At 66.1% G+C, this 24132-nt stretch carries 18 protein-coding genes and 1 pseudogene; 8 read left to right on the top strand and 11 right to left on the bottom strand.

The window, feature by feature from the left end:
• Nucleotides 1-133: 133 nt before the first annotated feature.
• Complete coding sequence (locus tag BW730_RS16010) at nucleotides 134-1408, top strand: O-antigen ligase family protein (protein WP_158522701.1); 1275 nt, start codon at nucleotides 134-136, stop codon at nucleotides 1406-1408.
• Entirely contained in the window at nucleotides 1405-2541 is a 1137-nt protein-coding gene (locus BW730_RS16005; protein ID WP_077687145.1) for a glycosyltransferase, read from the top strand. The genes BW730_RS16010 and BW730_RS16005 overlap by 4 nt, the downstream gene beginning before the upstream one ends.
• On the opposite strand, the gene BW730_RS16000 is transcribed toward BW730_RS16005, so the two are convergent.
• Both BW730_RS16000 and BW730_RS15995 read right to left on the bottom strand, forming a co-directional pair.
• Entirely contained in the window at nucleotides 2522-3844 is a 1323-nt protein-coding gene (locus BW730_RS16000) for an O-antigen ligase family protein (protein ID WP_077687144.1), read from the bottom strand. The genes BW730_RS16005 and BW730_RS16000 overlap by 20 nt on opposite strands.
• Nucleotides 3841-5079 carry a glycosyltransferase gene (locus BW730_RS15995; protein WP_077687143.1) on the bottom strand — a complete coding sequence of 413 codons (1239 nt, stop codon included), beginning with the start codon at nucleotides 5077-5079 and terminating at the stop codon, nucleotides 3841-3843. The genes BW730_RS16000 and BW730_RS15995 overlap by 4 nt, the downstream gene beginning before the upstream one ends.
• 138 nt (nucleotides 5080-5217) lie before the next feature.
• On the opposite strand from BW730_RS15995, the gene BW730_RS15990 reads away from it, so the two are divergent.
• Nucleotides 5218-6438 (top strand): hypothetical protein, encoded by a 1221-nt coding sequence (locus tag BW730_RS15990; RefSeq protein WP_077687142.1) that lies wholly within the window; start codon nucleotides 5218-5220, stop codon nucleotides 6436-6438.
• Here the strand turns inward: BW730_RS15990 and BW730_RS15985 are convergent.
• The 3 genes from BW730_RS15985 to BW730_RS15975 are packed head-to-tail and all read right to left on the bottom strand — an operon-like array spanning nucleotide 6397 to nucleotide 10064.
• On the bottom strand, nucleotides 6397-7872 hold the full coding sequence (locus tag BW730_RS15985; RefSeq protein WP_145952926.1) for a lipopolysaccharide biosynthesis protein: 1476 nt from the start codon (nucleotides 7870-7872) through the stop codon (nucleotides 6397-6399). The genes BW730_RS15990 and BW730_RS15985 overlap by 42 nt on opposite strands.
• A 39-nt stretch (nucleotides 7873-7911) precedes the next feature.
• Nucleotides 7912-8970 (bottom strand): glycosyltransferase, encoded by a 1059-nt coding sequence (locus BW730_RS15980; protein WP_077687140.1) that lies wholly within the window; start codon nucleotides 8968-8970, stop codon nucleotides 7912-7914.
• On the bottom strand, nucleotides 8967-10064 hold the full coding sequence (locus BW730_RS15975; RefSeq protein WP_077687139.1) for a glycosyltransferase family 4 protein: 1098 nt from the start codon (nucleotides 10062-10064) through the stop codon (nucleotides 8967-8969). The genes BW730_RS15980 and BW730_RS15975 overlap by 4 nt, the downstream gene beginning before the upstream one ends.
• A 42-nt stretch (nucleotides 10065-10106) precedes the next feature.
• Between BW730_RS15975 and argG the strand changes: the two genes are divergently transcribed.
• From argG to BW730_RS15950, 5 genes are all read left to right on the top strand, one after another.
• Nucleotides 10107-11537, top strand: a complete 1431-nt coding sequence (gene argG / locus BW730_RS15970; protein ID WP_077687138.1) for an argininosuccinate synthase — start codon at nucleotides 10107-10109, stop codon at nucleotides 11535-11537.
• A 380-nt stretch (nucleotides 11538-11917) separates the two neighbouring features.
• On the top strand, nucleotides 11918-12463 hold the full coding sequence (locus tag BW730_RS15965; RefSeq protein WP_077687137.1) for a WhiB family transcriptional regulator: 546 nt from the start codon (nucleotides 11918-11920) through the stop codon (nucleotides 12461-12463).
• 118 nt (nucleotides 12464-12581) lie between these two features.
• The gene (locus BW730_RS15960) at nucleotides 12582-13916 is read left to right on the top strand and encodes a Gfo/Idh/MocA family oxidoreductase (RefSeq protein WP_077687136.1); all 1335 of its coding nucleotides are present in this window, start codon (nucleotides 12582-12584) and stop codon (nucleotides 13914-13916) included.
• A gap of 3 nt (nucleotides 13917-13919) precedes the next feature.
• Complete coding sequence (locus BW730_RS15955) at nucleotides 13920-15335, top strand: Stealth CR1 domain-containing protein (RefSeq protein ID WP_077687135.1); 1416 nt, start codon at nucleotides 13920-13922, stop codon at nucleotides 15333-15335.
• Between the two features lie 78 nt (nucleotides 15336-15413).
• A complete protein-coding gene (locus BW730_RS15950; RefSeq protein WP_077687134.1) occupies nucleotides 15414-18155 on the top strand; it encodes a bifunctional glycosyltransferase/CDP-glycerol:glycerophosphate glycerophosphotransferase in 2742 nt (913 codons plus the stop codon).
• 40 nt (nucleotides 18156-18195) lie between these two features.
• Here BW730_RS15950 and BW730_RS19575 read toward each other — a convergent pair.
• The 6 genes and pseudogenes from BW730_RS19575 to BW730_RS15915 form a co-directional block, all read right to left on the bottom strand.
• Nucleotides 18196-19107 (bottom strand): annotated as a pseudogene (locus BW730_RS19575) (hypothetical protein); the annotation flags it as partial.
• Nucleotides 19108-19834: 727 nt separating this feature from the next.
• Entirely contained in the window at nucleotides 19835-20728 is an 894-nt protein-coding gene (locus tag BW730_RS15935) for a glycosyltransferase family 2 protein (protein ID WP_226996862.1), read from the bottom strand.
• The gene (locus BW730_RS15930; protein ID WP_077687132.1) at nucleotides 20725-21528 is read right to left on the bottom strand and encodes a CDP-alcohol phosphatidyltransferase family protein; all 804 of its coding nucleotides are present in this window, start codon (nucleotides 21526-21528) and stop codon (nucleotides 20725-20727) included. The genes BW730_RS15935 and BW730_RS15930 overlap by 4 nt, the downstream gene beginning before the upstream one ends.
• Entirely contained in the window at nucleotides 21525-22283 is a 759-nt protein-coding gene (locus tag BW730_RS15925) for an ABC transporter ATP-binding protein (RefSeq protein ID WP_226996861.1), read from the bottom strand. Before BW730_RS15925 ends, BW730_RS15930 begins: the two co-directional genes overlap by 4 nt.
• Nucleotides 22276-23121: an ABC transporter permease gene (locus BW730_RS15920; protein ID WP_077687131.1), complete on the bottom strand. Its 846-nt coding sequence runs from the start codon at nucleotides 23119-23121 to the stop codon at nucleotides 22276-22278. The genes BW730_RS15925 and BW730_RS15920 overlap by 8 nt, the downstream gene beginning before the upstream one ends.
• A 169-nt stretch (nucleotides 23122-23290) precedes the next feature.
• Entirely contained in the window at nucleotides 23291-24094 is an 804-nt protein-coding gene (locus BW730_RS15915) for an HAD family hydrolase (protein ID WP_077687695.1), read from the bottom strand.
• Between the last annotated feature and the right edge of the window lie 38 nt (nucleotides 24095-24132).

Raw genomic sequence — 24132 nt, 5'->3', positions numbered from 1 at the left:
TGACCCACCTGCCTCCGAATGCTTGTCCGCTCGACTTCTCGAACACTGTTGGACCCCCTGAAACTCGTTGCCGCGATCAATATACTTGACGAGGCCGTCCATCACCATGCCGACGGAGGGAGCGAGAAACGCCATGCCAACCGCGCCTTTGAGGCGGATGTTCGACTGGTTGCAGATCGACCGGACTCCGTACCGCGCAACCGTCGCGTGGCTCATCGTCCTCGCCGGCGCGGCCCTGCATTTCGTAGGCCTGGAGGATCGTCCTGGCCTCGGAGGCTACCCCGCCTGGCCGATGATCGGCTGGCTCTTCACCGCGCTGCTGGTCCTGTCCGTTCCCGCAGTCCGGGCCTGGACCGGGCTGTCGCGCCCCGCTCAGGTGGCACTCGTCGGGGCGGCGGGCCTTGCCCTGGTCTCGCTGATCAGTTCACTGCTCGGTCCACTGCCGGTGGTGGTCACGTCTCAGGAGTGGCCGGTGCCCCGGGGGTTGCTGGTCGCTCCCATGGCGGCCGCGGTCGTTGCGATGCTCGCCGCCATCTTCGGCGCACTCCTGGTACCGCCGGGCATTCGCCAGAGGGTGCTCTCGGCGCTGGCTTGGGCGACCGCCGTCGCGGGCGCCTTGGCCTGGGTGCGGCAGGTCCTCACGCACCACACTCTCCGGGCTGCGACGGCCATGGGCGGGTCGGCCGTCATCCACGTGGTCTTCCTCGTGGCGGGCGGGGTGTTCCTCGATCGTTGGCGCACCACCCGACATTGGAGCGACCTGGTGGGCTTCGCCTGGTGCATGGTGCTGCTGATCGGCACCGGTTCGCGCGCCGGGGTGGTGTGCCTGATGCTCTTCGTGGTGTTGAGCCTTGGCAGCGCCCTCTGGCGGCACGAGGGTCGACGGGTCTGGCTGTTCGTCGCCGCCGGCGCCCTCGCCGTGGTGGCCGCATTGGCGGCCTTCGTACCGTCGCTGGCCCGCCTCTTCAACTTCTCCGACGAGAAGCGATCCGTCAACGCGGCGACTGCCTGGACCGCATGGCTGCAGTCGCCCCTGACCGGCGTGGGGTCGGGACGGCTGTGGCCGAGCGCTGCCTTCGACACCGGGCTGGTGCCCGTACCCGGCGCGGGCCTTCACCCGACGCCGTGGGGTGACGCACTCCTGAGCCCGCATTCGACGGTGCTGTTCGCCCTCGCCGAACTGGGGGCGGTGGGTCTTCTGACGCTCGGCCTGGTCACGGGTGGCATGGTCTGGGCGTGGGTTCGCCGACCACGCCACCGCGCGGCGACCATCACCGCGCTGGTGGCCACCCTCCCCGCGCACCTGTTCGACACGTACCTGGTTCGGAACCTGACCGTCAGCTTCTTCCTGATCTTCATCTTCGTGCTCACCCAGGTCGGCACGACGGACAAGGAGTCACCAGCATGAGCCTCGCCATTCACCTCTACCCCTCCCCCATGGACAACGCGTCCAGGTTGCTGCGGATCGCCCATTCGCTCACCGAAGGGATCGACGGCCTCGACGTGCGCCTGGTCGGCCTCCAGGTGGATGAAAGGGAGGGGCTTGAGCAGGTCGCTGCCCGCATCCAGATCGACAGGCTCGGAACGACGGCGCCGAAGAGGGAGACGCTCCTCGGCAGGGTCTCGAAGGTCGGGGGTTGGTACCGCCGGGTCTACCAGGAGTACCGCAGGCAGCCGTTGAGCGTCGTGAGCGCCCACACGGTCTGGACCCTTCCGCTCGCCTTCGCACTTGCTCGCACGACGGGCGCGCCGGTCGTCTACAACCCGCACGAGTTGGAGACCCGTACGCCGACCATGGTGGGCGCCAAGCGCAGGGTCGCCGAACTCATCGAGCGGCGCTACATCGGCCGCTGCGCCTTCGTCACGACCGTCAACGAGCAGATCACCCACTGGTACGACGAGACGTACCCGAAGATCGCCACGCCGGTCACCCTGTACAACTACCCCTCCGCGGCTCAGGCGACGCCAACCGACGTCGACCTGCGCACCGACCTCGCGCTCTCCGACGACGAGGTGCTCTTCGTGCACACCGGCAACATCACGGGCGGCCGCAACATCGAATTGATCGTCGCGGCCTTCGAGGCGGCCGCCTCGGCCCACGTGGTCTTCGTCGGTGCGGGGGACCTGCTCCCCGTTGTCGAGGCCGCCGCGGCCCGGTCCCGCTTCGTGCACCGCCGGCCGCCGGTGCCGCCGGGCGAGGTCGTCTCGCTCGTGCGACAGGCCGACCTTGCGCTGGCGCTCATCGAGACGGGCGCGCTCTCCTACGCCTGGTCGTCGCCCAACAAGCTCTTCGAGGCGCTCGCCGCGGGCGTGCCGCCGGTCAGTTCCGATCTGCCCGAGGCGCGCCGCAGGCTCGGTGCGCTCGCCGAGCAGATCGTCCTCGAGTCACCGTCGACGCAACTGCCGACGCTGCTCGACGGCATTGATCGGGGCGAGGCCGCGGCGCTCGCGGCGGACCTTGCACCGCTGCCCTCCTGGGAAGAGGGTGCCACCGAGTTCGTGTCACGCTACCGCGACCTGCTCAACGACCGGCGGGGCTGACGCCTCTCGCCTCCGCCCGCCGCAATCGCCTGAGGCTCCGCATCCGAAGCGGCAGCGCAGGCAGCGGGGCGCGCACAACCGCTGGCAGCATCGTCGCCCGCTCGTCGAGGAACCTCTGGACGAAGACCAGCAGGCTGGCGGCGTACAGCCAGACAATCGGCGAGTCGAAGAACACGCTGTTGGCAAAGGACACCACGGGGAAGGTGAACGCGGCCATCGCTAGCGCCTGACCCCAGACGGCGTGACGGCCAACGGCGAACCTTCGCCAGAAGCTCGGCGCCATCTTGATGAACAGCGCGATGAACAGTGCCGCCATGCAGGCCGACACCACGGATCCGTAGTCACTCATCAGTTCGACGACGCCGCTGTGCGGGTTGTTCGCGCCGCCGGTCTCCAGCGGTGCCTCACCGCTGAGGATGACGCGCTCGAAGCCTCCCGGTCCGACCCCGACGCCCCCTGTCGAGCCGAACATCCACAGCCCGTTGAGGTAAAGGTTGATGCGGGTGAAGCCGGAGCCCTTGAGATACGTCGCAAGAGCGGCCTGCGAGCCTGGAAGCACAGCGAAGACCGCGACCCCGAGCACGACGACGGCCCCACCGATGGCCAGGATCCGCCTGCGCGCCAGATCTGAGCGCAGGGCGCGCAGCACGTACCAGGCGGCCACCAGCAGCGTGACCGCTTGGATGATCCGGCTTCCCGTGAAGTGGATCAGGAACGGGTTCGCCAGCGCCATCACGACGAGGACCCACCGTCGCCTCCCGCGCTCGAGTTCCGCGCCCATGAGCAGCACCAGCATCGAGGCGCCAAGGAAGAGGGCGAACAGGTTCGGGTTGACGAAGAAGGAGGCAGCGTCCTTGGACGCCAGCCGGATGTACGGGCTCGAACTCTCCAGATAGTTCGGCATCCGCTGGCCGGTCAGGATCTCGCGTAGCCCCGGCAGGACGGCGATGACCCAGGCGAAGGCCCAGCCCCACACAAGCACGCGAACGTCCCGCGGTTGGCGCGCGACCAGGAGGAACGACACGAGCGTCGCGATCCCCAGTACCACCGAAAGCAACGGCCGGATGGCGTCGTTCTCGCCCATCCCCAACAGCCCAGGCACCAGCCACACGGTCCCGAGCGCCACGGAGATGCTGGCGGCGATGCCCCACCTGCCGAGCATGGTCAGGGCGACCAGGAGCAGGACCCCTGCGAGGGGCCGCGACACGGCAAGCCCACCGATGGTGATGACCGATCCGAGCGCCGATGCGAGCGGCATCAGGAACAGCAGGACCGCCGCGATGGGCTGAAGCGGCGCCCTCATCTGACGGTGCCTTCGCCGAGTACCGAGCCCACGAACCGGCGGTAGTTCGACGCGGCGTCGTAGGCGGAAGCGACGGCGCCCGCCGCTCGCTGCCGCATCTCGGCGGACTTGAACGCCATCCGTTGCCGGATCAGCACCTCGGCGAGATCCGGCACGGCCCAGTTGGCGTCCAGGAGCAACTCGGGCAGCACCAACTCCGCGGTGCCGCCGACGGGAGGCGCGACCGCAGGAATCCCGCGGGCCATCGCCTCCATGATGGAGACTGGAACGCCCTCGCTCGCGCTCACATTGCAGAAGACGTCCACCTCCTCGACGGCGTACCTGGCCATCAGGTCGGCGTTTCCGACCTGGCCCAGGAACTCGACGTCAAGGTTCGGATGGGCCGCCGAGAGTCTCTCTGCCGCTGCCTGGATCTCGGGCCTCAGCGGACCGTCCCCGGCGTGCCTCCAGCGGATCTGGACGTCCGGCAGGCGTTCGGCGACCAACCCGAGCGCCTCGGCGAGGCGCTCCACCTGCTTGACGGGGATCAGCGAACTGACCGACATCACGCTGAGCGCGTCCGGCCCTGCTGGCGGGGTCGGCGGGGCGTCGACGGCCACGCCCAGGCGCGAGACCACCAACTGGTCGGCGGAGAACCCGTAGTGGTCCTCGGCGTAGCTCCTGCCGTTGTCCGAGATCGTGTAGAGGGTGTCGATGTCCTTGACGAACTGGCGCACCAGGGCGGTGTACTGCGCCGGGCGCTCCTCCTCGTACAGCTCAATGCGGTGGGCCCGACTCACGACGCGACGGACGGTCCCCTCCCGCTTTGCGAGGCACGCGGCGAAGGTTCCGACCGACATCCAGTACGTGTACACGAGGTCGATGGGGCCGTCGCCACGATCGGCCAGTTTCCTGAGCGCCCGCAACTCGGTCAGGACGCGCGTAACCGACAACAGTGCGTGCTTGACCCGGTAGGGGGAGAGCGCGCGGGTGCGCGTCAGGTAGGTCAGTTCCCGCCAGAACACCGGGGAGACGGCGGCACGCATCGTGAACCACGCCTGGGAGTGACGCGAGTGCCAGACGCGGACGAGATCGTCCGACACGGCGACGTCCGCTGGCACGCTGCGGCGTGCTGTGACGCCTGCCGCGTTCTCGGGGAGCAGGACGACGTCAGCGTCGGCTCCGGCCCAGTGGCCGATCTCCGACTCGATGAACTGCTCACCCTTGCCGTAGGGAAAACCTGAGGTGATCCACACGAGTGTCCTTCTGGCCACCACACACCTCCGCCCGTCCGCTGCCGCCGAGTCTACACAGCGGGTTCCGCGCGGCACGGGACGCGGAGTTGGCCACGTGGTGGCGGCTATGCTGTGCGAGGAATACGAGGAGTTGATTGCATGACCATCGCGTCTCTGCTGCGAACTGCCAAGCGTCACATCGGCGTCGCCCTTCTCGTGGCGATAGTGACCGGCCTTCTCGGAGGGCTGTTCGTCTCTCTGACCAGCAAGTCGACCACGCAGGCATCGGCCACCGTCACCCTGGTGCCGACGTCCACGATGCCGACGGATGTCAACGCCCAGCAGAACATGAGCCAGTTGGTCTCCTCGGCGATCGAACTGTTCAGCACCCCCCGCGTGCAGGTCCCGGCAAGCGAGTCCGTCTCGCCGACCATCCCCCTCATCGACCTTCAGCGGCGGCTGGTGGTCAAGTCGGGCAGCCAGTCGCTCATCGCCCTGGTGACCTTCTCCGATGAAGACCCCGCCCGGGCCGAGCAGGTCCTCAAGGCCTCCATCGACGCCTTCCAGAAGGAACTGGCAGGGGCGCCGTTCCAGGGTGACGTGATGTCCATCGACATGGGGACGGTCACCTACGACACCCAGACCGAGGAGGGTCCCGGGCTCCTGATGGCGATCGCGTCCGGGATCGCCGTCGGCGTTCTGCTCGGCCTCACCTACCTCGTGGTGCGGATCCTCCTCGATTCGCGGATCTGGGTCGCGGCCGATATCGCCGACCTGACCGACGACTCGGTGATCGCCGTCATCGACGGCTCGAACCGTGCCGAGGCCGCGCGACTGCTGGCGCACGACGTCGACTACCTCGCCCCCGGGCATGGACCGCGGACCATCGGCTTCGGAGGCCTCACGACCGCGGGTCCTGCGGCCGGGATCGCACGGGCCGTCGCGGACGAACTCGCGGTCAGTCACCGCACCACGCTCGTGGACCTCGACCTGAGTGGCCGTCCACTCGGAGACGCGAACCCCGGAGCCGCCGACGTGATCAGCCAGCGGGTCGGCCTCGCGGCCGCCCTCAACGGCACCGACGACGGGGTACGTCTCCTGAGCGCCGGGGGCCCCGTCCCCAACCCGGTTGAACTGGCAGGCAACGACGGGGTCGGTTCGCTGTTGCAGGAGGTCGGGCAGGGCTCGGACTGGGCGCTGGTCACCGTCGCCCCGCTCCTGGCTTCGGGCGCGGGTTCACTGGTTGCGCGTCGCCTGGACGCGTTCGTGCTCGTGGTGGAGGCAGGTGCCGCGACGAGGCCTCAACTGCGCGAGGCGCTCGCCATCATCGAGTCCGGGTCAGTGCCCCTCGCCGGGATCGCCCTTGTCGCCGCCTCCTGAGCGCCGGGAGCGCAGCAGGCCGATGACGCGGCGGCCGAAGACGGCCAGCCACGCCAGCGCAAAGCCCGCCGCCACAAGGGAGTCGATCAGGTAGTCGACGGGTGAAAGGTGCCGCCATACCGACGCCGCGATGATGACCGCAACGCCGATCAGGATCTGGATCGACAGCCCGAACCAGCGCTGCGAGTTCATCCGCCACGCCACGCAGAACAGGGACACGGCGGTCAATGCAGCCCCGATTCCGTAGCCGACGGCAACGCCGAGGACGCCGAGCGGGGGCACCAGGACGACCCATCCGATGATGGCTGCGACGAGGCCCGCCTGTGAGAGCAGCATCGAGTACCACATGTTGCGGTGTGGGCCGCTTGTCACGGACGCCACCGACGGCGCGGCCAAGTTGTTTAGCAGGAGCGCGAGACAAAACACCGGCATCAGGTGCGCGGCGCCCTCGAACCTGGTGCCCCAGACGAGCGCCATCACGGGCCGCGATGCGATCGCCAGCGCGCCGAAGATGGGGACCAGGATGGCCATGAACGCCCTGGTGACGGCGTCGGTCTGTTTCCTGATCCGGTCCCGGTCTCCCGAGCCCTGGGCCTCCGCCATCGCGGGGAACAGCACCATGATCAGTGCGCTGGTGATCAGCGAGAGAGGCGTCACCAACTGCAGCGCCGGCGCGTACTCGCCTGCCGCCGCCTCGCCGAGCGAGCGGGCGATGAGCTGTGAGATCTGCAGCATCCCGGCGCTTGCGAGCGAGCCGAGGGAGGAGAAGGTGATGAACTTGTCGATCTCCGAGCGCAGCTCGCGGTCCGGCCGACCAGATCCGGACCACGGCCAGCACAGCAACGAGTAGATGCCGAGTGAGACCGAGAGCGGAAGGCTCAGGGCGATGCTCCGCACGCCGAGCAGCAGCAACAGAACCGTGAAGCCGATGCCGAAGCCGCTGGCGACCAGGTCGACCCGGGCGCTGCGCGCGACGTGTCCCGATCCGAAGTGCACGCCCCGGGCGAAGGAGGAACTTGCGACGGTGATGAGGATGGCGCTGACACACAGGCCCTCCCACCATGCCCCCCCGTACAGCAGCACCCAGATGGGCGGCGCCAGGACGGCGAGCGCGCCCGTGACCTGAAGCACCCGCCGGGAGAGGTGTGCCGCTACCGCGCGCACCTCGTCCGGGTCCTGCTTCCCGCGGGCTCTCGCGATGAACTTCGATGCTCCGCCCTGAGCGCTGGAGGGCCACAGCGTGTTCAGCGTGAAGGCCAGCGCAGTTGCACTTGCCACGCCACCCAGCGCCAGTTGGCCTGCGATCCGGCCGATCAGCCAGTTGGAGATGAACCGTGATCCGCCCTGCAACCCGACGCTGAGCATGGAGAACAGCGCCTTGCGGGCGGGGGGCACCTGTTCGGGGTGCTCCAGGTCCACTGAACGCAACTTCACTCGGCGGCCTTCCTGAATGCCCTCTGCGGGCTCGCGTCTCTAGTGTCCATCCGATGCCCGGCCGAGGAACCGGGCGATCCGTTCGGCGGAGACGCGGCCATCATGCCACCGTCGCACGAAGTCCACGTTTCGCGCGGCACGGGAACGGGCCTCATCGCGTTCGTCGAGGATGGCGAGGATCCGCTCCTCGAAGTCGTCTGGTGTGGCTGATTCGATTTCCGGCACCTCCGGCGCGACGGTGGCATCGAGGTTGCACAGGTTCCCCACGACCACCCGACCAGCGGCCATGGCCTCGATGGCCGCGACGCCGTAGGACCCGAACAGCAGTTGATCCACGACGATGTCGGCGTCGCGCACCATCTCGCGCATCCGCTCATGCGGCACGCCTGAGGGTGCGATGTAGTTGATCAGCCCCCTGCGCTGCAGCGACTCGAGGACGGGCGCGACGTAACGGGTTCCCTTGATGGGAGGGGTCCGCTGGCTCGGGACGAAGAGCACCGTCGGCACCTCACGCTCGAGCGGGGGCCTTGGGTTGGCCCACGGTTCGGGGTCGAGGCACACGGGCACCCAGGTGGCGGTCGGCAGGTCGTGGAGCATGTCGGGGGTGCTGACGAACAGCGGCAGCCCCGACGAGAGGGCCAACTCCCGGTTCGCCGCCGTGACTCGCCGACGGGTGCCGAGCCAGTCGTCATCGCCCTCGCGGAAGTAGGAGAACGGGTTGCGGTCCATGTGCTCGTCCGGGTCCCTGACGTCTGTGCCGTGCGCCATCAGGCCAACTGTCGCGACCAGACGAGTCGCGCTGATCGTCTTTGTGAGCGCGTCGCCGTACAGGACCGGGCGGTAGCCGTCGAGCAGCACGTGGGAGTAGGGGGCCAGGAACCTGCCCGTGCGCCATCGCCTGGCTATCGGAAGGTAGTAGGACGGCGCGGACAGCCGCCGATGGATGTCGAACTGGAAACCCTGCCGCGGGCGGGTCACGGTAAAGGATTCCGCCTCAACCCCCAGGTGTCTGGTGACGGCGGAGGCCCAGGCGAAGGCCTGCCCGGCGTAGTTGGCCGGCCCGATGCCGAGCCTGATCGCCTGCGTGGCCCCCGTCACCTCAGAAGTGCCTTCACGGTGTCAACCAGCAACGGCGCCTGAGACTCGAAGTTGTGGTCGGCCTCGACGAACCTCCGACCGTTGGCCGCGAGTTGGGCCCGTCGTGCTGGGTCCTTGAGCAGCGCCACGACCTGGTCGGCTGACGAGTCGAGGTCCTCCGAGTCGATGAAGGCGGCGCAGTCCGAGGGCCCGAACTCTTTGACCCAGAAAGGGAAGTTGCTCGCCACCACGGGGACCCCCGCCGCCTGGTACTCGAAGAGCTTGGTGGGCAGCGACGTCAGGTAGTTGGGGAGAGGTTCCAGGAGGATCAGCCCCAGCTCGGCCGTCGCGATCAGCGCGGGAATCTCGCGCGGTGGCAGCAGCCCGACGTGCGTCACGACCTCGCCGTCGAAGCGCCGGGCGACGTCGGCGAGTTCGGGTCGGATGGGGCCTGCGAGGATCAGGTGCGCCTCGGGAACCCGCTCCCGCACCCGTTCCACGAGATCGATCATGAAGGAGAGTTTGCGCTGCTCGGTGAGGTCGCCCGTGTAGACGAGCCTCCCGGGCACCGGCGCGGGCGGCTCCGTGAAGTCGCTGAGCCACGGATAGTTGTGAACGACCGTCACCTTCGCGGTCCGGAACCCGGTCGCCACGTCCTCGGTGGCCGCGACGACGGCGTCGGCTCGGCGGTCGGCCAGACGCGTGAGCGCCCTGGCATAGAACTTTGCGATGGCCCGACGCCAGCCGCTGAGGTACTGCTTGTGCTCGACCTGCCGCACGACATCCTCGTGCGCGTCGTAGATCAGCTTCGCGTGGTGCGTCCTGGCCCACACAAGGGCCAAGGGGATCAGTTCCGGGTCGTGGATGTGCACCACCCGCGGACGCAGCCTGGAGAGGGCCCGCCAGGCGCTCACCTGGGTCAGCGAGAGGCGCTGCGCTCTGTTTCGGGGCGCCCTCAGGGCGTGCAACGGCACAGGGGTGAGTTCGTCGTGTTCTGCCCGAATGACAAGGGTCAAGTCATACCCGGCCTCGATGAGTGCGCGGCATTCCTTGTTGTGGATGCGGTTGTCACGGGTGCGGTGCACCGTGCTCAACTGAACGACGCCTCTGGTCACGGCCCCAGACTAGCTCGTGATGGCTCGCAACCAGGCAGTAGCATGTTGGCCGTGGCTAAGGTACTAACTTCACTTCCGGTCGGCGAGCGCGTCGGCATCGCCTTTTCTGGGGGCCTCGATACGTCTGTGGCTGTGGCCTGGATGCGCGAGGCGGGTGCGGTGCCGTGCACCTACACCGCCGACATCGGCCAGTACGACGAGCCGGACATCGAGTCCGTGCCGGGGCGCGCCCTCGAGTACGGCGCCGAGCTGTCCCGGCTGGTCGACTGCCGACCCCAGCTTGTCGAGGAGGGCCTGTCCGCGCTGGCGTGCGGCGCCTTCCACATCCGCTCTGCCGGCAAGGCGTACTTCAACACCACCCCCATCGGGCGCGCGGTCACCGGCACCATGCTGGTGCGCGCCATGGCCGCCGACGACGTCTTCATCTGGGGCGACGGCTCGACCTACAAGGGCAACGACATTGAGCGGTTCTACCGCTACGGCCTGATGGCCAACCCCCAGTTGCGCATCTACAAGCCCTGGCTGGACGAGGACTTCGTCCGCGAGCTGGGCGGCCGCGATGAGATGAGCCAGTGGCTCACCGAGCGCAAGCTGCCCTACCGCGACTCGAAGGAGAAGGCGTACTCCACCGACGCGAACATCTGGGGCGCGACGCACGAGGCCAAGACCCTGGAGGACCTGAACGTCTCCTTGGAGACGGTCGAGCCGATCATGGGCGTCAAGTACTGGGACTCCTCCGTCGACATCGACGCCGAGGATGTCTCGATCCGCTTCGAGCTGGGTCGCCCCGTCGCGATCAACGGCACTCGCTTCGATGACCCGGTCGCCCTGGTGATGGAGGCCAACGCAATCGGCGGCCGCCACGGCCTCGGCATGAGCGACCAGATCGAGAACCGCATCATCGAGGCCAAGTCGCGCGGCATCTACGAGGCGCCCGGCATGGCGCTGCTGTGGATCGCCTACGAGCGGCTGCTCTCCGCGATCCACAACGAGGACACGCTCGCGAACTACCGCTCTGAGGGCCTGCGCCTCGGTCGGCTGCTGTACGAGGGCCGCTGGTTGGACCCGCAGTCGCTGATGCTGCGCGAGTCGATCACCCGCTGGGTCGCCTCCGCCGTCACCGGCGACGTCGACGTGCGGCTGCGTCGCGGCGACGACTACACCATCCTCGACACCCGCGGCCCCCACCTCAGCTACCAGCCGCACAAGCTGTCGATGGAGCGCGTTGAGGATGCCGCGTTCGGCCCGACGGACCGGATCGGACAGCTCACGATGCGCAACCTCGACATCGCCGACTCGCGCGAGAAGCTGGAGCTGTACGCCCAGCAGGGGTCGCTGCTGAGTGGCCACCAGGAGCTGATCGGCAGCCTCGAGGCGGGCGGCGCGGGCGCGATCGCCGAACTCGGGGCGACCGGACCGTCCGAGGTCGACGTCGCCGTCGAACGCTCCGCGATGGACACCGGAACCGACTGACCACGGCCGACGCCACGGAAGAGCCCGCGACCTGACCGGTCGCGGGCTCTTTGCCTCGCTTGACGGTTGGCTCCCGGTGGCGTCGTGCCCGGGCGTCAAAGACCCAAAATCAGTCCCTTGGGGTGAAGGTACTCAGATCAGCGTTGTCTACTGAGTATGCCGAAGGCACCTGAGTCATCGTCGATGAATGCCCTTGTCATGCAGCATTACCCCAGAACGTTGTCAGGATTGGTGAGCACAGGTACTCAATTCCGGTTTCACCTTGTACCCAGAGAAGTCGGGTAGGTCGCCCCACGTTTCTGGCCCCTAGTCAGCCGGTTTTCACGCCACCCTAGTAGGGACGAAGCTCACCAAGGGCTTCGAGGGAAGAGGCAGACAAGATGACCACCGCAGCTACCACCGCATGTGTTACCTACTCGAACGTCTTCCTGCACCCGCTGCTGGACGACGGTGCCGCTCCCTCCTCGCGGGGTGAGCGCCGCGAACAGCAGATGCTGCGTTCCCAGGCCGAGAAGATGTGCGCCGGCTGCCCGATGCTCGCCCAGTGCCTCAGCGACGCCGTCACCAAGTTCGACGTCGCGGGCTATGTGGGAGGCACCACGAAGCGCCAGCGCCAGGAGATCCGTGGCCGCCTCGGCGTCCAGGTCGACCCGGAGGACTTCGACACCTTCGCCGGTGTGAACTCCGGTCGCCAGTTCGACCGCTACGAGATCCACCGCATCCGCACGGCCAACCCTGACCAGCCGCTCAGCGTCATCGCCGCGAAGGTGGGCTGCTCCGTCTCCACCGTCAAGCGTCACCTGCGTCGCATCGAGGAGGAGAACGGCGTGGTCCGCCCCCGCGTGAAGACCACCCCTTCGCCCGCCCTCGTGCTCGCCGTCGCGGAAGAGGTCAAGGGAGGCGCCCGCAGGGTCGCCGCTGCCTGATCCGACAAGCCGAAACGAGGCCGTCCCCATCGCGGGGCGGCCTCGCTGCATACCCCGGCGCGACCCACTAGGCTGGACCGACCGTCGCTCACGACGACGACCGACGACAGGAGGGCCTGTGAGGCGCGTCATCACGTACGGGACCTTCGATCTGTTCCATGAGGGCCACCGACGGCTCCTGGAGCGTGCCCGTGCTCTCGGCGACTACCTGATCGTCGGGGTGACGTCCTCGTCCTACGACAACGGCCGCGGCAAACTCAACGTCCGTGAGTCGCTCGTGGAGCGCATCCGCAACGTGGCCGACTCGGGTCTGGCCGACGAGGTCACCGTCGAAGAGTATGAGGGCCAGAAGATCCACGACATCCAGCGCTTGGACGTCGACGTGTTCGCGATCGGGTCGGACTGGATCGGTCAGTTCGACTATCTGGGCGACTACTGCGAGGTCGTCTACCTGGAGCGCACCAAGGGGGTCTCCAGCACCGGTCTCCGCGAGGCGGGCGGCGTGATCCGGATGGGTGTCGTTGGAGCCGGGCGCATCGCGCGACGCTTCGTCAGCGAGGCCAGGTTCGTGTCCGGCGTCAGCGTCGAAGCGGTGTGGACCCGCCGCCCGGAGAAGGCCCGCCATTTCGCGGACGAGTTCGAACTGCAGTGGGCCAACGAGAGCTACTCCGACCTCCTGACCCACGTCGACGCCGTCTACATCGCCACCCCCCACGAGACGCACGTGGACCTGACGCGCCAAGCCCTCGAGGCAGGCGTGCACGTGCTGTGCGAGAAGCCCATCGCGCTGCGCGTCGACGATCTTGAGAATCTGTACGCCTTGGCCGACGAACGCCGACTCGTCCTGCTTGAGGCCTTGAAGACGGCCTTCTCCCCCGGATTTCAGCGGATGGTCGCGATCGCCCGCGGCGGCAGCATCGGGACGATCAGGTCGGTAGACGCCACCTTCACCAAGCTCGTCCGCTCCGGACGCGAACTGGAGACCTCCGACGCCGGCGCCCTGTCGGAGTTGGCCTCCTACCCGTTCCTCGCGATCGTCAAACTGCTCGGCACCTCCCCGGCTGCCGTGACCACCCGCGCGATCACCACCGACGGTGTCGACACCTTCGCGCGCGTCAACGTCGACTATCCGCAGGCGATCGCCTCCGCGACCGTCGGCCTGGGCGTCAAGGCAGAGGGCGACCTGGTGGTGGCGGGCACTCAGGGATACGTCTACGTGCCAGCCCCGTGGTGGCTCACCGAGTACTTCGAGACCAGGTTCGAGGACCCGCGCGACAACCGGAAGTTCTTCTACAAGTTCGACGGGGACGGCCTGCGCTACGAACTCGCGGAGTTCATCTCGATGATCCGCGACGAGACCTCCGAGTCTTTCCGACTGCTGCGTGAGGAGTCATTGGCGATCGCGGCACTGATGGAACGGTCGCGGAGCGAGTTCACGTCGTTCGGAGGCTGAGCCGTGCTCACCTCGGCGGTCGCCGTTGGGCTGCACCGCGTCGAGCGACTCGGCCAGGCCGCCGCCGAACGCATCGGCCACGCATGGACACGTCGGCGCGACCGCTGGCACGCGACCGACACCACGTTCTGGGTGCAGTACCGCGGATCGAGCGTGCTCGCCGATCTCTGGGAGTCCGCATCCCTGGCGATGGACGCCACCCTCGCCGACTGCGTCTCAGCCTTGGGCGCCATCGCCCACCAGGTCACCCGTGAGGGCTGGGAACTGCCGACCATCCGGATCGCTGCAGAAGACTGGGACGCGGCCCTCGACGCAATCGGCCGCCTCGGCCGACCGTTGTATCTGGCCCGCCTCGACGACGACGCCCCGGTCGCGCAACGCCCCATCGCCAGTTGGCGCGCACACGGCCTGACATCGCCGGTGCGCGCGTACCGCGTGTGGGGCGAGGACGGGCGCTTCATCGCCGGCCCCGATGTCGGCGTCACCCTGACGACGGGGGCCGCGCCGGAGCCGACGTTCGCGGATGAGGACATCGACATCGTCTTCACCTGGGTGGACGGCGCGGACCCGGCCTGGAGGGCCCGGCGCTCCCTCCGGCGAGGCGATGAGGTGGGGTTGCACCCGACTGCGGTCAACGACGCACGCTACGACCAGATCGACGAACTTCGCTACGCGCTGCGCGCCGTCGAGCGCTTCGCTCCCTGGCGCCGCCGGGTGTTCCTGGTTACCGACGGGCAGCGCCCGGCGTGGCTCCCCTCGGAGTTCCCGCACGTCGAGGTGGTGCGACACGACGAGATCTTCCCCGACCCCGCCTCCCTGCCGACCTTCAACTCGCACGCCATCGAGTCGCGCCTGCACCACATCGCCGGCCTAGCGGAGCGATGGCTGTACCTCAACGACGACGTGTTCCTGGCGCGCTACGCCGCACCGTCGATGTTCTACGACGAGGCGGGTCGGATGAGCGTCTTCCGATCGGCCGAGGGAGTCGGGAACGGCCCCGCGGACTTCGACGACGCCCCGGTCGCGGCGGCGACCAAGAACACCGGGCAGATGATGCGTCGTCTCGGTCACCCCGGGGTTGCCGTGACAAAGCTGAAGCATGTCCCTCACCCCCAGTTGCGAAGCCTGTCGGCGGAACTGGAAGCGGCCCTTCCGCTGGAGTTCGGCGTCACCGCCAACTCCCCCTTCAGGCACCCTGACGACCTGTCTGTGGCCTCCTCGCTCGCACCCCACCTGGCAATCGCGACAGGACGCGGGGCGGAGGCGAGGGTGGCGCACTTCTACGCAGACGTGGCCTCCCCCGAGTTGCGGTGGCGGCTGCCACGGCTGCTCGAGTGGCGTGACTGCGACGTGATCTGCCTCAACTCCACAGATCTCCCCCCACAGTCAGCTGTCAATCACTGGCTGGCGAGCCTCTAGCTACTCGAGCCAACGCCCCCACTCTCGGTGCCTCTGATAGTATGCCAGCGCCCACACGGAACCTAGGAAGTTGTCTTAATGTCGCAGATCACGGACCAATCTCCAGACGCGACGACTCCCACGTTTACGATTGTCATCCCCGCGTATAACGCCGACCGATGGCTGCGCGAGGCAGTGGACTCCGTTCTGTACCAGACCATCGGCCAAGAAGACATCCAACTAATTCTTGTGAATGACGGCTCCACGGATAGAACCGCAGCCATCATCGATGAGTACGCCGGCTCCGACCCAAATGTCGTCCTCGCAATTCATCAACCCAACGGCGGCGTGAGTGCCGCAATGAACGTTGGCATTGAACACGCGGCAGGCGAGTACATTGGATTCCTCGGCGCAGACGACTATTTGTCAACAAGGACTCTCGAACTCGTCGCGGACTTCTATGAAGAGCACGGCTCTGAAGTTGACCTTGTGTCGATCCCACTGGAGATGTTCGGCACAAAGAAGGGCCCTCATCCTGGAAATGGGGAACGCTTCGACTCGACTCGCGTCATCGACTGCACGAGTGAATGGAATAAGGTTCATATCGCTGGCGGCGGCGCATTCATCCGTCGTGCAGCGCTGGACGAGTACGGCATCAGGTTCGATCCCGAACTCTTCATCGGCGAGGATCTCGTATTCAACACACGCGTGATCATGCGGAGGCTACGGTACGGAGTAGTCGCAGACGCCCGCTACTACAACCGCCGTCATCCCACTGGCGTCTCATTGGTCACCAGCGCAAGCCTGACTTCCGGCTTCTACGATCACATCGTTGAGCATATGCATTTCGCGCTGGTGGACGAAGCCCTCGGGCTCTACGGCCAGGTCCCCCTTTACGTTCAGTCGGCGATTTGCTATGACCTCCGGGGTCGCGTCAAGGATCAAGGCGCCGCCAAACAGGAGACGGCGCTGATTGATTCCTACCGGAAACGGATCTCAGATCTACTAGCTCACATTGCTCCAGAAGTCATCCTTGACATGAATCTCTGGCGCGAAGAGAAGGCGTTCCTGCTCAGCCTCAAGTCAGGGGACGATGCTCTCCAGACGATGCCGCGCAGGGGTGCCACCTTCTTGGCCAATGGTGAGCCCTTTTACTCTTTTGGTACTCGACCTTCTGGGGTCAACAGACCAGTTGAATGCAGGATGCATTTCTTCGAGGTGGACGGAGACCAGCTCACGATCACGGGCCACTTCACCGGTCTCCCCTTCACCAGCGCCCGACCCGCCTTCGTCGTGAACGGGGTCTTGCACGAGACGCAGGATGGACCCAACCCGGTCCCACAGAGACAGTCCATGGGACGTCCTGTTCCGCCGCCAGGCTTCAGCTTCTCCTTCACGACCGCAATTGAGAACAATCAGACAATTGAACCAGTAATCATCCTCGCCGCGGACGAGGACAACGGGGAGCTCGTCTGTAAGGTGCCTTGGCTCCCTGGCCCATTCACTTGGTTTTGCGGAGGATCCGGCACGCGGTTCTATCGCCATGACACGGATTGGGAGTTCTTCGGGGTCTCCCGAACCGCATTGCGCATCAAGAGGCCGGGCGCACTTGGCACCATCAAGCGTGAACTGGCGTTCTTCACAAAGGCCAAGCTGAAGGGTGCGCCGTGGAGCGCGCTCCGCCTGCGGGCTTACGGGTTGACCCATCGCCGGATCCGTCGGCTACTCGGTTCCAGACCGACTTGGCTAATCCAGGACAGAAAGCTTGAAGCCGGCGACAACGGTGAGGCCCTCTTTCGGTATGCGAACGCATCGAGGCAGGACGGTCCCAGGGTGGCACTCTCCCTGAGCAGAGACTCTGCCGCCTACGGTGATCTGCGTCGGGTTGGCCCCATCGTCGAGCCTGATTCAGACCAGTTCGCTCGAGCCTACGTGCGTTCCTCTTGGATGGCATCGTCAGCTGGTGACGCATTGGTTATCAATCCTCTGCCGAAGATCATGCGCATCATCAATGATCTTCGCCCTCGCCGTTTTGCTTTTCTGCAGCATGGGGTTACCTTGCACGACGTAAGCGGCTGGCTAAATCGTATCGACAAGGGTTTCGAACTGTTCGTGACCTCCGCTGAGGCCGAGCGAGAAGCAATTGCTACGCCCTCATACGGATATACGGACGAACATGTTTGTCTGACAGGAATGCCACGGTTCGACCGACTGGTCAGCAACCCGGCAGGGGTCATCGTCGTGGCGCCGACTTGGCGTAAGTGGCTGGCTTCCCCGATCGACACCAAGACGCTCCGCCGAAAGCCGTTCCCTGCCTTCAATCAAAGCCTCTACTTCAGGTTTTGGGATACCCTAATTCATCACAGACGCGTGACGGAAGCACTCCAGGAGTCTGGCATGCGCATCGCTCTGGCGTTGCACCCATGTCACGAAGCCGAGGCGTCTGCATTCGCCGAGACAGACACAGTGACGGTTCTGGACTACCCGCATGACTACTCCAACCTATTTGAGATCGGCAACGTGCTTGTCACAGACTACTCGAGCGTCGCGTTCGACTTCGGCTACCTACGGAAACCTGTTCTATATGCCCAACCGGACGCCGAGCAGTACCTTGGTGGCGCACACACGGGACGAGAGAGCTACTTCTCTTACGAGCGTGACGGGTTCGGCCCAATTGCCTCTAGTCTTGGGGAAGCCGTGGATGCCCTCGTCGCCCTGATTGAGTCGAAGGGAGAACTGCCCGAGCTTTACCGCAGTCGTGCCGACGAGTTCTTCGCCTTTGACGACCGTGGCTCATCGCAGCGAGTATACGACTCGATGCTTGAGCGGTTTTCTGACTAGGGCCCTGGAGCGACTGCCGACGAGTGGTCGCACTTGGCTATTCCGGCACCTCAAAACTTGAGGGAACTGGAAAGTAGCCGTCAAGGAAGTGCTGCACAAGATCCTCGGGGACGGGCCGACCGCCGGTGGGCGCGTCATTCAAACAGAACACATCCCGATTACGCAGCGCCAGGATACTGCTGAGACGCGATGAGTGCGTCTCATCCATCAAATTGATGTACGAGTATTTAAGTTGCCCCGGCACGGCGCGACCGGTGATCTGAGCGTAGTAGTGGTGCAGTTGGTCCGCCGCAATATCGTCGTGATGCCGAAACGGGTGACTCCACGTCGATTGGTAGTGCTCGCGAAACCGAGACTCCATTTGATAATGAAGAGACCTGATCTGAGGGTGCGGCGTGTGTTTAATGGCCCGGGAAACAGTCACGCCGAATGCATCCTGCAGAATCGATCTGATATTCCGAGAAATGTTGAAGTGAGGCTCCTCCTCCACACGCGCCTCGCCGAAGCGACGGCGGTTGTTGGCCGGAGATACGAGCGCAATGCCTGAGCCTAGAAAGAACTGCGCAGGTTCGACCCAACGCCCAAGAAACACATCGTCGTTGAAGTATATGTAATGCTCTGAGAGGCCTTCGATGTGGTGCAAATTCGAGATGATGCTATTCGAGTTGAAGCTTGGCAACATGGTCGAGTCGAGAAAGATGTCCTGATGGTCGACCACCTTGAGACGAGGATTGCTGCGGTCCAACCACGGGGGGCCTGACGGTCTGTCACAAGGAACACGTTTCGGACCCAGGGGGCAAAGTAGTCCAGCGACCGAAGCGAATACTTTAACTCGTCTCGGCTCGTGAATCGCGACTCAGTTACGGCCTCTTCGTGGAATGGCACTCCTAACTGGTTGGCCTGCGCCGCGAGGCGGCGTCGTCGCCAGGCAGGGTCAGCCCCATCCACCCATGTGTAGACGACGTCGATGGGAAAGTCCACGTCATCCACCATCGTGCGAGCGACTGGCCCTGGGACGGGCACTGTCCGGCCATGCAACTGTTCCAGGACAGGCTCGAACTCGTCTATGCCGATCATCATGGAAGCCCGGTTCTCCCTCGGGCCGACCATGTAGGTGCTTCCCGTGTGACGCTGTCGTTCCCAAAGCTCGATTTGGCATCCGTACTCGTCGAAGGTGACCCAGGCGCCGTCGCCCCTCTTCTCCGGTCTGTAGACGCTCAGCACTCCTCCGCTGGCCAGTCCCCCGATGGGGTGGCCGCTCGAGGCGATGGGCCTACCGGTACCTCGTCGCCGAGGATCGGCTACCCAGTACCCCTTCCCTCCCAAGGCCTGGAACGCGCGTTCCAGTTTGGGCCAATCCTCCATGCTGACGCCCAGCTTGGTCATGGGCTCCGACGCGACGCCGAGGCTCCAGTGATCAATCTGTTGACCCTCGAGCGCCTCGCGAACATCGTCGAATGTGAGAATCTTCGTTTCGACGGGCAGTCGAGTTGACGATATAGCCCGGGCGGACGTAGTCCGGCCGAGCCGGGTCCTGTTCCAGCCAAGTGCCCGTGCGCCGGCGTAGGTCTGCCGCAGTAGTTGCCGGACATCCGCGGGAACCCTGCTGTAGGCCCCGCGGAGCCGCCGAAGCAGCAGCGGTGGGATTCTCACCATCATCTGGACTCAGTCTCCTTCTGCTACACCAGCGGAGGACGGCCGTGCAAGGTCATCGTCACGATGGTGGACCAACGCAGTTTCCTGGGGCGCGTGGGACCGTCCCAGGGCTTGTCGGTCCAACCGTCCATCCAGCCGTTCCACCACACCTGGTCCTCGTGTTCAGGCAGGTTCCGGATCATGTGGCGAAGCGTCCACACCAGGACGTAGGCCCACGAGAAGGGCCAGTGGAGGCATCTCCTCGCCAGCCAGACGCGGTTCCGGGCGTTCATGTAGTGAAATTCCTTGTGTCGACCGGTGTGGACGACGGGATGCGCCACGTGCAGGTCGGCCTGGTACTCGACGCGTCTCCCGGTGTCCCACACGCGCCAGGCAAGCTCGATTCCCTCGTGGGCGTAGTAGAACTCCGACGGCCAACCACCGGTCGCGTCGAACGTCTCGCGGGGCAGCGCGATCGCGGTCTCGAGCACGGAGAAGACCTCGCTGCTTCGGCCGGGTCTGCCCTTTCTCAGGCGGGGAATCCAGCGGGTCGGCTCGTCGCCCCTGCGGTCAGGATCGATGATGCGAGGCTGCACCATGCCGAGTGTCGCATCGGCCTCCATCCTGGCCGCCACGTCGGCGAGGAAGGTGACCGACGGAAGCCACGAGTCGTCGTCGAGGAAGAAGATGAAGTCGCCTGCCACGAGTTGCGCGCCCACGTTGCGTCCGGCAGGGATGCCGATGTTCTCGCCGATTCCATGGACCCGGACGCGGTGCGGCGTCTCGACGGTGCGGTCGCTGTTGACCACCACAACGACGTCCATCTCCACGCCGGTCTGGCTCATCAGCGAGTCAAGGGCGCGGCCGAGTTCCCGTGGTCGATTTCCCATCGTCAACACCACCACGCCGTATCTCACGGACTTGGTGGGGCCGCTCACTGTGCCTCCAGCCTGGACGACTTCCAGATGGCGATGAAGTGCCCCAGGCTGACGATCCAGATCAGCACGGCGAGCGTCAGCACATACCAGGGCCACACGGCCGGGACCGCGAGCGCGACGAGCGCCACCAGGAGGCTCACCAGCGTCAGTTCGATGGAGTGGAACATCCGGTGCAGCGGGAGGAATCCGGCGACGGCGCGCAACCTCGCCATGATCGAACGGGACGCGATCCTGCTTGCGGCGGCGTGATCCGGCAACTGGCCCAGGCCCGAGTTGGCGCGCGCGAGGGTCACCATCATGTTGAGCGACTTGTTGAACCAGATGCCCGCCATCAGAAGCGCGCCGAGGAACGCGAACCACCAGTCGAAGGTGCCCTCCGAGACATGCAGCGCCGTTGCGACGCCGAGGAAGAGCCCGATCGACCCTTCGGCGACGTAGTGCCCGACCTGGTCGAGGAAGACGCCCCGCGGGCTCATGGTCTGCCGCCAGCGGGCCACCTCACCGTCGCAACAGTCCAGATACATCTGCAGTTGCGCCAGCACGGCCGCGACGACCGGGCCCCACAGCCCGGGGAGCAGGAGCGCAGGGCCGGCGAGGCCGCCGGCCAGAATCATCAGGGCGGTGACGCCGTTTGCGCTGACGCGGGTGCGCACCAGAAGCCAGGTCAGGTAGATGGAGAGGCGTCGCATGTAGAGCGTGCCCGTCCAGTGTTCGGCCGCGCGGGCCATCACCCAGTCGGGTTGGACCACGGCCCGCAACTCGCCCAGGGTTGGGGCAGCGGCGCGGGGCTCTGCGCTCATTGCCGCGACGCCTCATAGGTGGTGACGACCTCGTCAGTCGGTCCGTCCATCTGGAGTACGCCCTTGTTGATCCACAGGGTCCGGTCACACGTGTCCCTGATCGAGGACATCGAGTGGGACACAAGGAAGATCGTTCCGGCCTCGCCAGCCAGTTCGCGGATGCGCGCCTCGGAGCGCTTCCGGAAGCCCTTGTCGCCGACCGCGAGCGCCTCGTCGATGATCAGGATGTCGTGGCTGCGGGCTGCGGCGATGGAGAACTTCAGGCGGGCCTGCATGCCGGAGGAGTACGTCCGCATCGGCAGGTCGAGCGAGTCACCCAGTTCCGCGAACTCGGCGATGTCCTCGCGCAGGTCGTCGACCTCGTCGCGCGTGAACCCCATCGCTAGCCCTCCCAGGATGATGTTGCGGGATCCAGACAGGTTGGGAAGCAGCGCCGCCCCCACTCCCAGCAGGTTCGGGCGGGAGCGCGCATACACGGCACCACCGGACGGAGGCGTCAGGCCCGTGAGCGCCCGCATCAGGGTCGACTTGCCGGAACCGTTGGAGCCGACGACGCCGATGGTCTCGTTCTCGTACGCGGTGAAGGACACGCCCTTGAGCGCGTGCACCTCCCTGACGCCGCGTGTCATGTTCAGTAGGCCGCTGCGTGCGCCACCTGCCGCCTTACCCGAGGCGAACACGCGGTACTTGACGTGCAGGTCGTCGACGACCACGACCGGCACTCGGGGATCCTCCACCGTCTGCACCTCACTCACGTCCGTACCGCTCCTCTGCTCTCCAGAAGAAGACGGCACCGCCGAGGAAGACCACGAGCGCCCCGACGGTCAACACCGCCCAGTAATACGAGGGGTAGTTTGAGCCGCCGATCAGGTGATGGCGTGCGATCTCGAGCACCTGGTAGAGCGGGTAGAAGTCGAAGATCCGCAGCACGACGGGATGGTTTGCCAGGATCTTGTCGACGGCGAACAGCACGCCCGACGTGTAGAACAGGATCCGACTGATGAACGGCAGCAGTTGCGTCAGGTCCGAGACGTGCACGGTGAGCCGCGCAGTGATCATCGCGACGCCCGCGTTGAAGAGCGTGAACAGCACCACGAGGGGGATCATGAGCAGCCAGTCCCACCGGGGGAAGTGCCCGAAGATCATCAGGATGGGGATCAGCACCGCCAGCATGATGAGGAACTGCAGGAAGCGCTCTACGGTCGCCGCAAGGGGCAGCGTCATCCGTGGAAAGGCGAGTGACTGGACGAGGCTCCGGTTCCCGCTGATGGCCTTCGAGCCGTCATTGAAACAGCCCTGGAAGAACTCGAAGAGGAACACCCCGACGACCACGTAGGCGGGATAGTCCGGCGGCCGGTTGCCCCCCTGTAGAACACCGAAGATGAGACCGTAGATACCCGCGTTGAGAATCGGCCGCAGCACGACCCAGGCCATGCCGAGCCGGTTGCCCTCCAACGCTGCGCGCATCCGGAAGCGCGCCATCGTCACGATGAACTCGCGGCGACGCCAGACCTCCGCCAGATACGTATGGAACGCCGGCCGTGCCCCGACTCGGGGAAGGCCGAACTCCTCTACCTGGGAGGGCAACGTCACTTCCGGGGACCCTTTCGCGAGCGGACGGACAACCTGCGCAGTTTAGCGACGCTCGGCAAGGCGCTCATCGCTCAAGGCACGCGTCGCGGCCTTCGCATCGAGCCATGTTACCGCCGACCGTGCGGTCAGCCGGCACGGGCAGACCGAAGGCGTGTCGACTTTTCGTCGCTCAGGAGGCGACCGACGCCTCCCTGCCGAACCAGCGGTCCAACTCGTCGACGGTGCCGAGCGCGTCGAAGCGACCGGTCACCGCGTCCGCCGCTGCCTTGACCTCGTCGGGAGCGTCCCCGATCGCGACCCCGCGGCCCGCCCACTCCAGCATCTCGATGTCGTTGCGACCGTCGCCGAGCGCGAGCACATCGGCGCGGTCGATCCCGAGCGCGTCGCAGACGATCTGCAGGCCGTGGGCCTTGTCAACGCCCTGCGGCGCGATGTCGAGCCAGGCGGACCAGCCGATGAAGTAGGCGACCTCGTGTAGCCCCAACTGGGCGACCAGCTCCGAGAACTTCTCCTCCGTCGACTCCGGGTCGCGGATGATGACGCGCGAGACGGGCCGGGCGGCCAACTCGTCGATCGACTCGATGGCGACGTCGCCCAACAGTTCGCCGGGCGGGAACTCGCGGCTGACGCGCCAGTCGAGCCCGTCCTGGACGGCGATCCGCGCGTTGGGCGCGATCTCGGCGACCCGACGCACCACGGGCGCCGGGTCGAAGCGCGTTTCGTGGTGCACCTCGAACGGCGGGTAGGTGACCACCATCGCCCCGTTCGACGAAACGGCCCAGCCGGGAGGCAGGCCCAACTCGTCGAAGATCGTCTTCGTGGCGAGCCAGGATCGGCCGGTCGACAGCACCACGGGCACACCCTCGTCGACGACGCGGCGCACGGCGGCGCGCACCTCCGGGGGCATGACGCCGAAGCCGTCGACCAGCGTCCCGTCAATATCGAGGGCAACCAGACGGGGCGTGAAATCCATCGAGTCGTGGACCTTTCGTTTCGGGCGTCTCAGGAGCG

It is taken from the genome of Tessaracoccus aquimaris, assembly GCF_001997345.1.
GTDB classification, from domain to species: Bacteria; Actinomycetota; Actinomycetes; order Propionibacteriales; family Propionibacteriaceae; genus Arachnia; species Arachnia aquimaris.
Note: the sequence above shows the minus strand (reverse complement) of the source record. Positions and strands in the feature narration are given on the sequence as shown.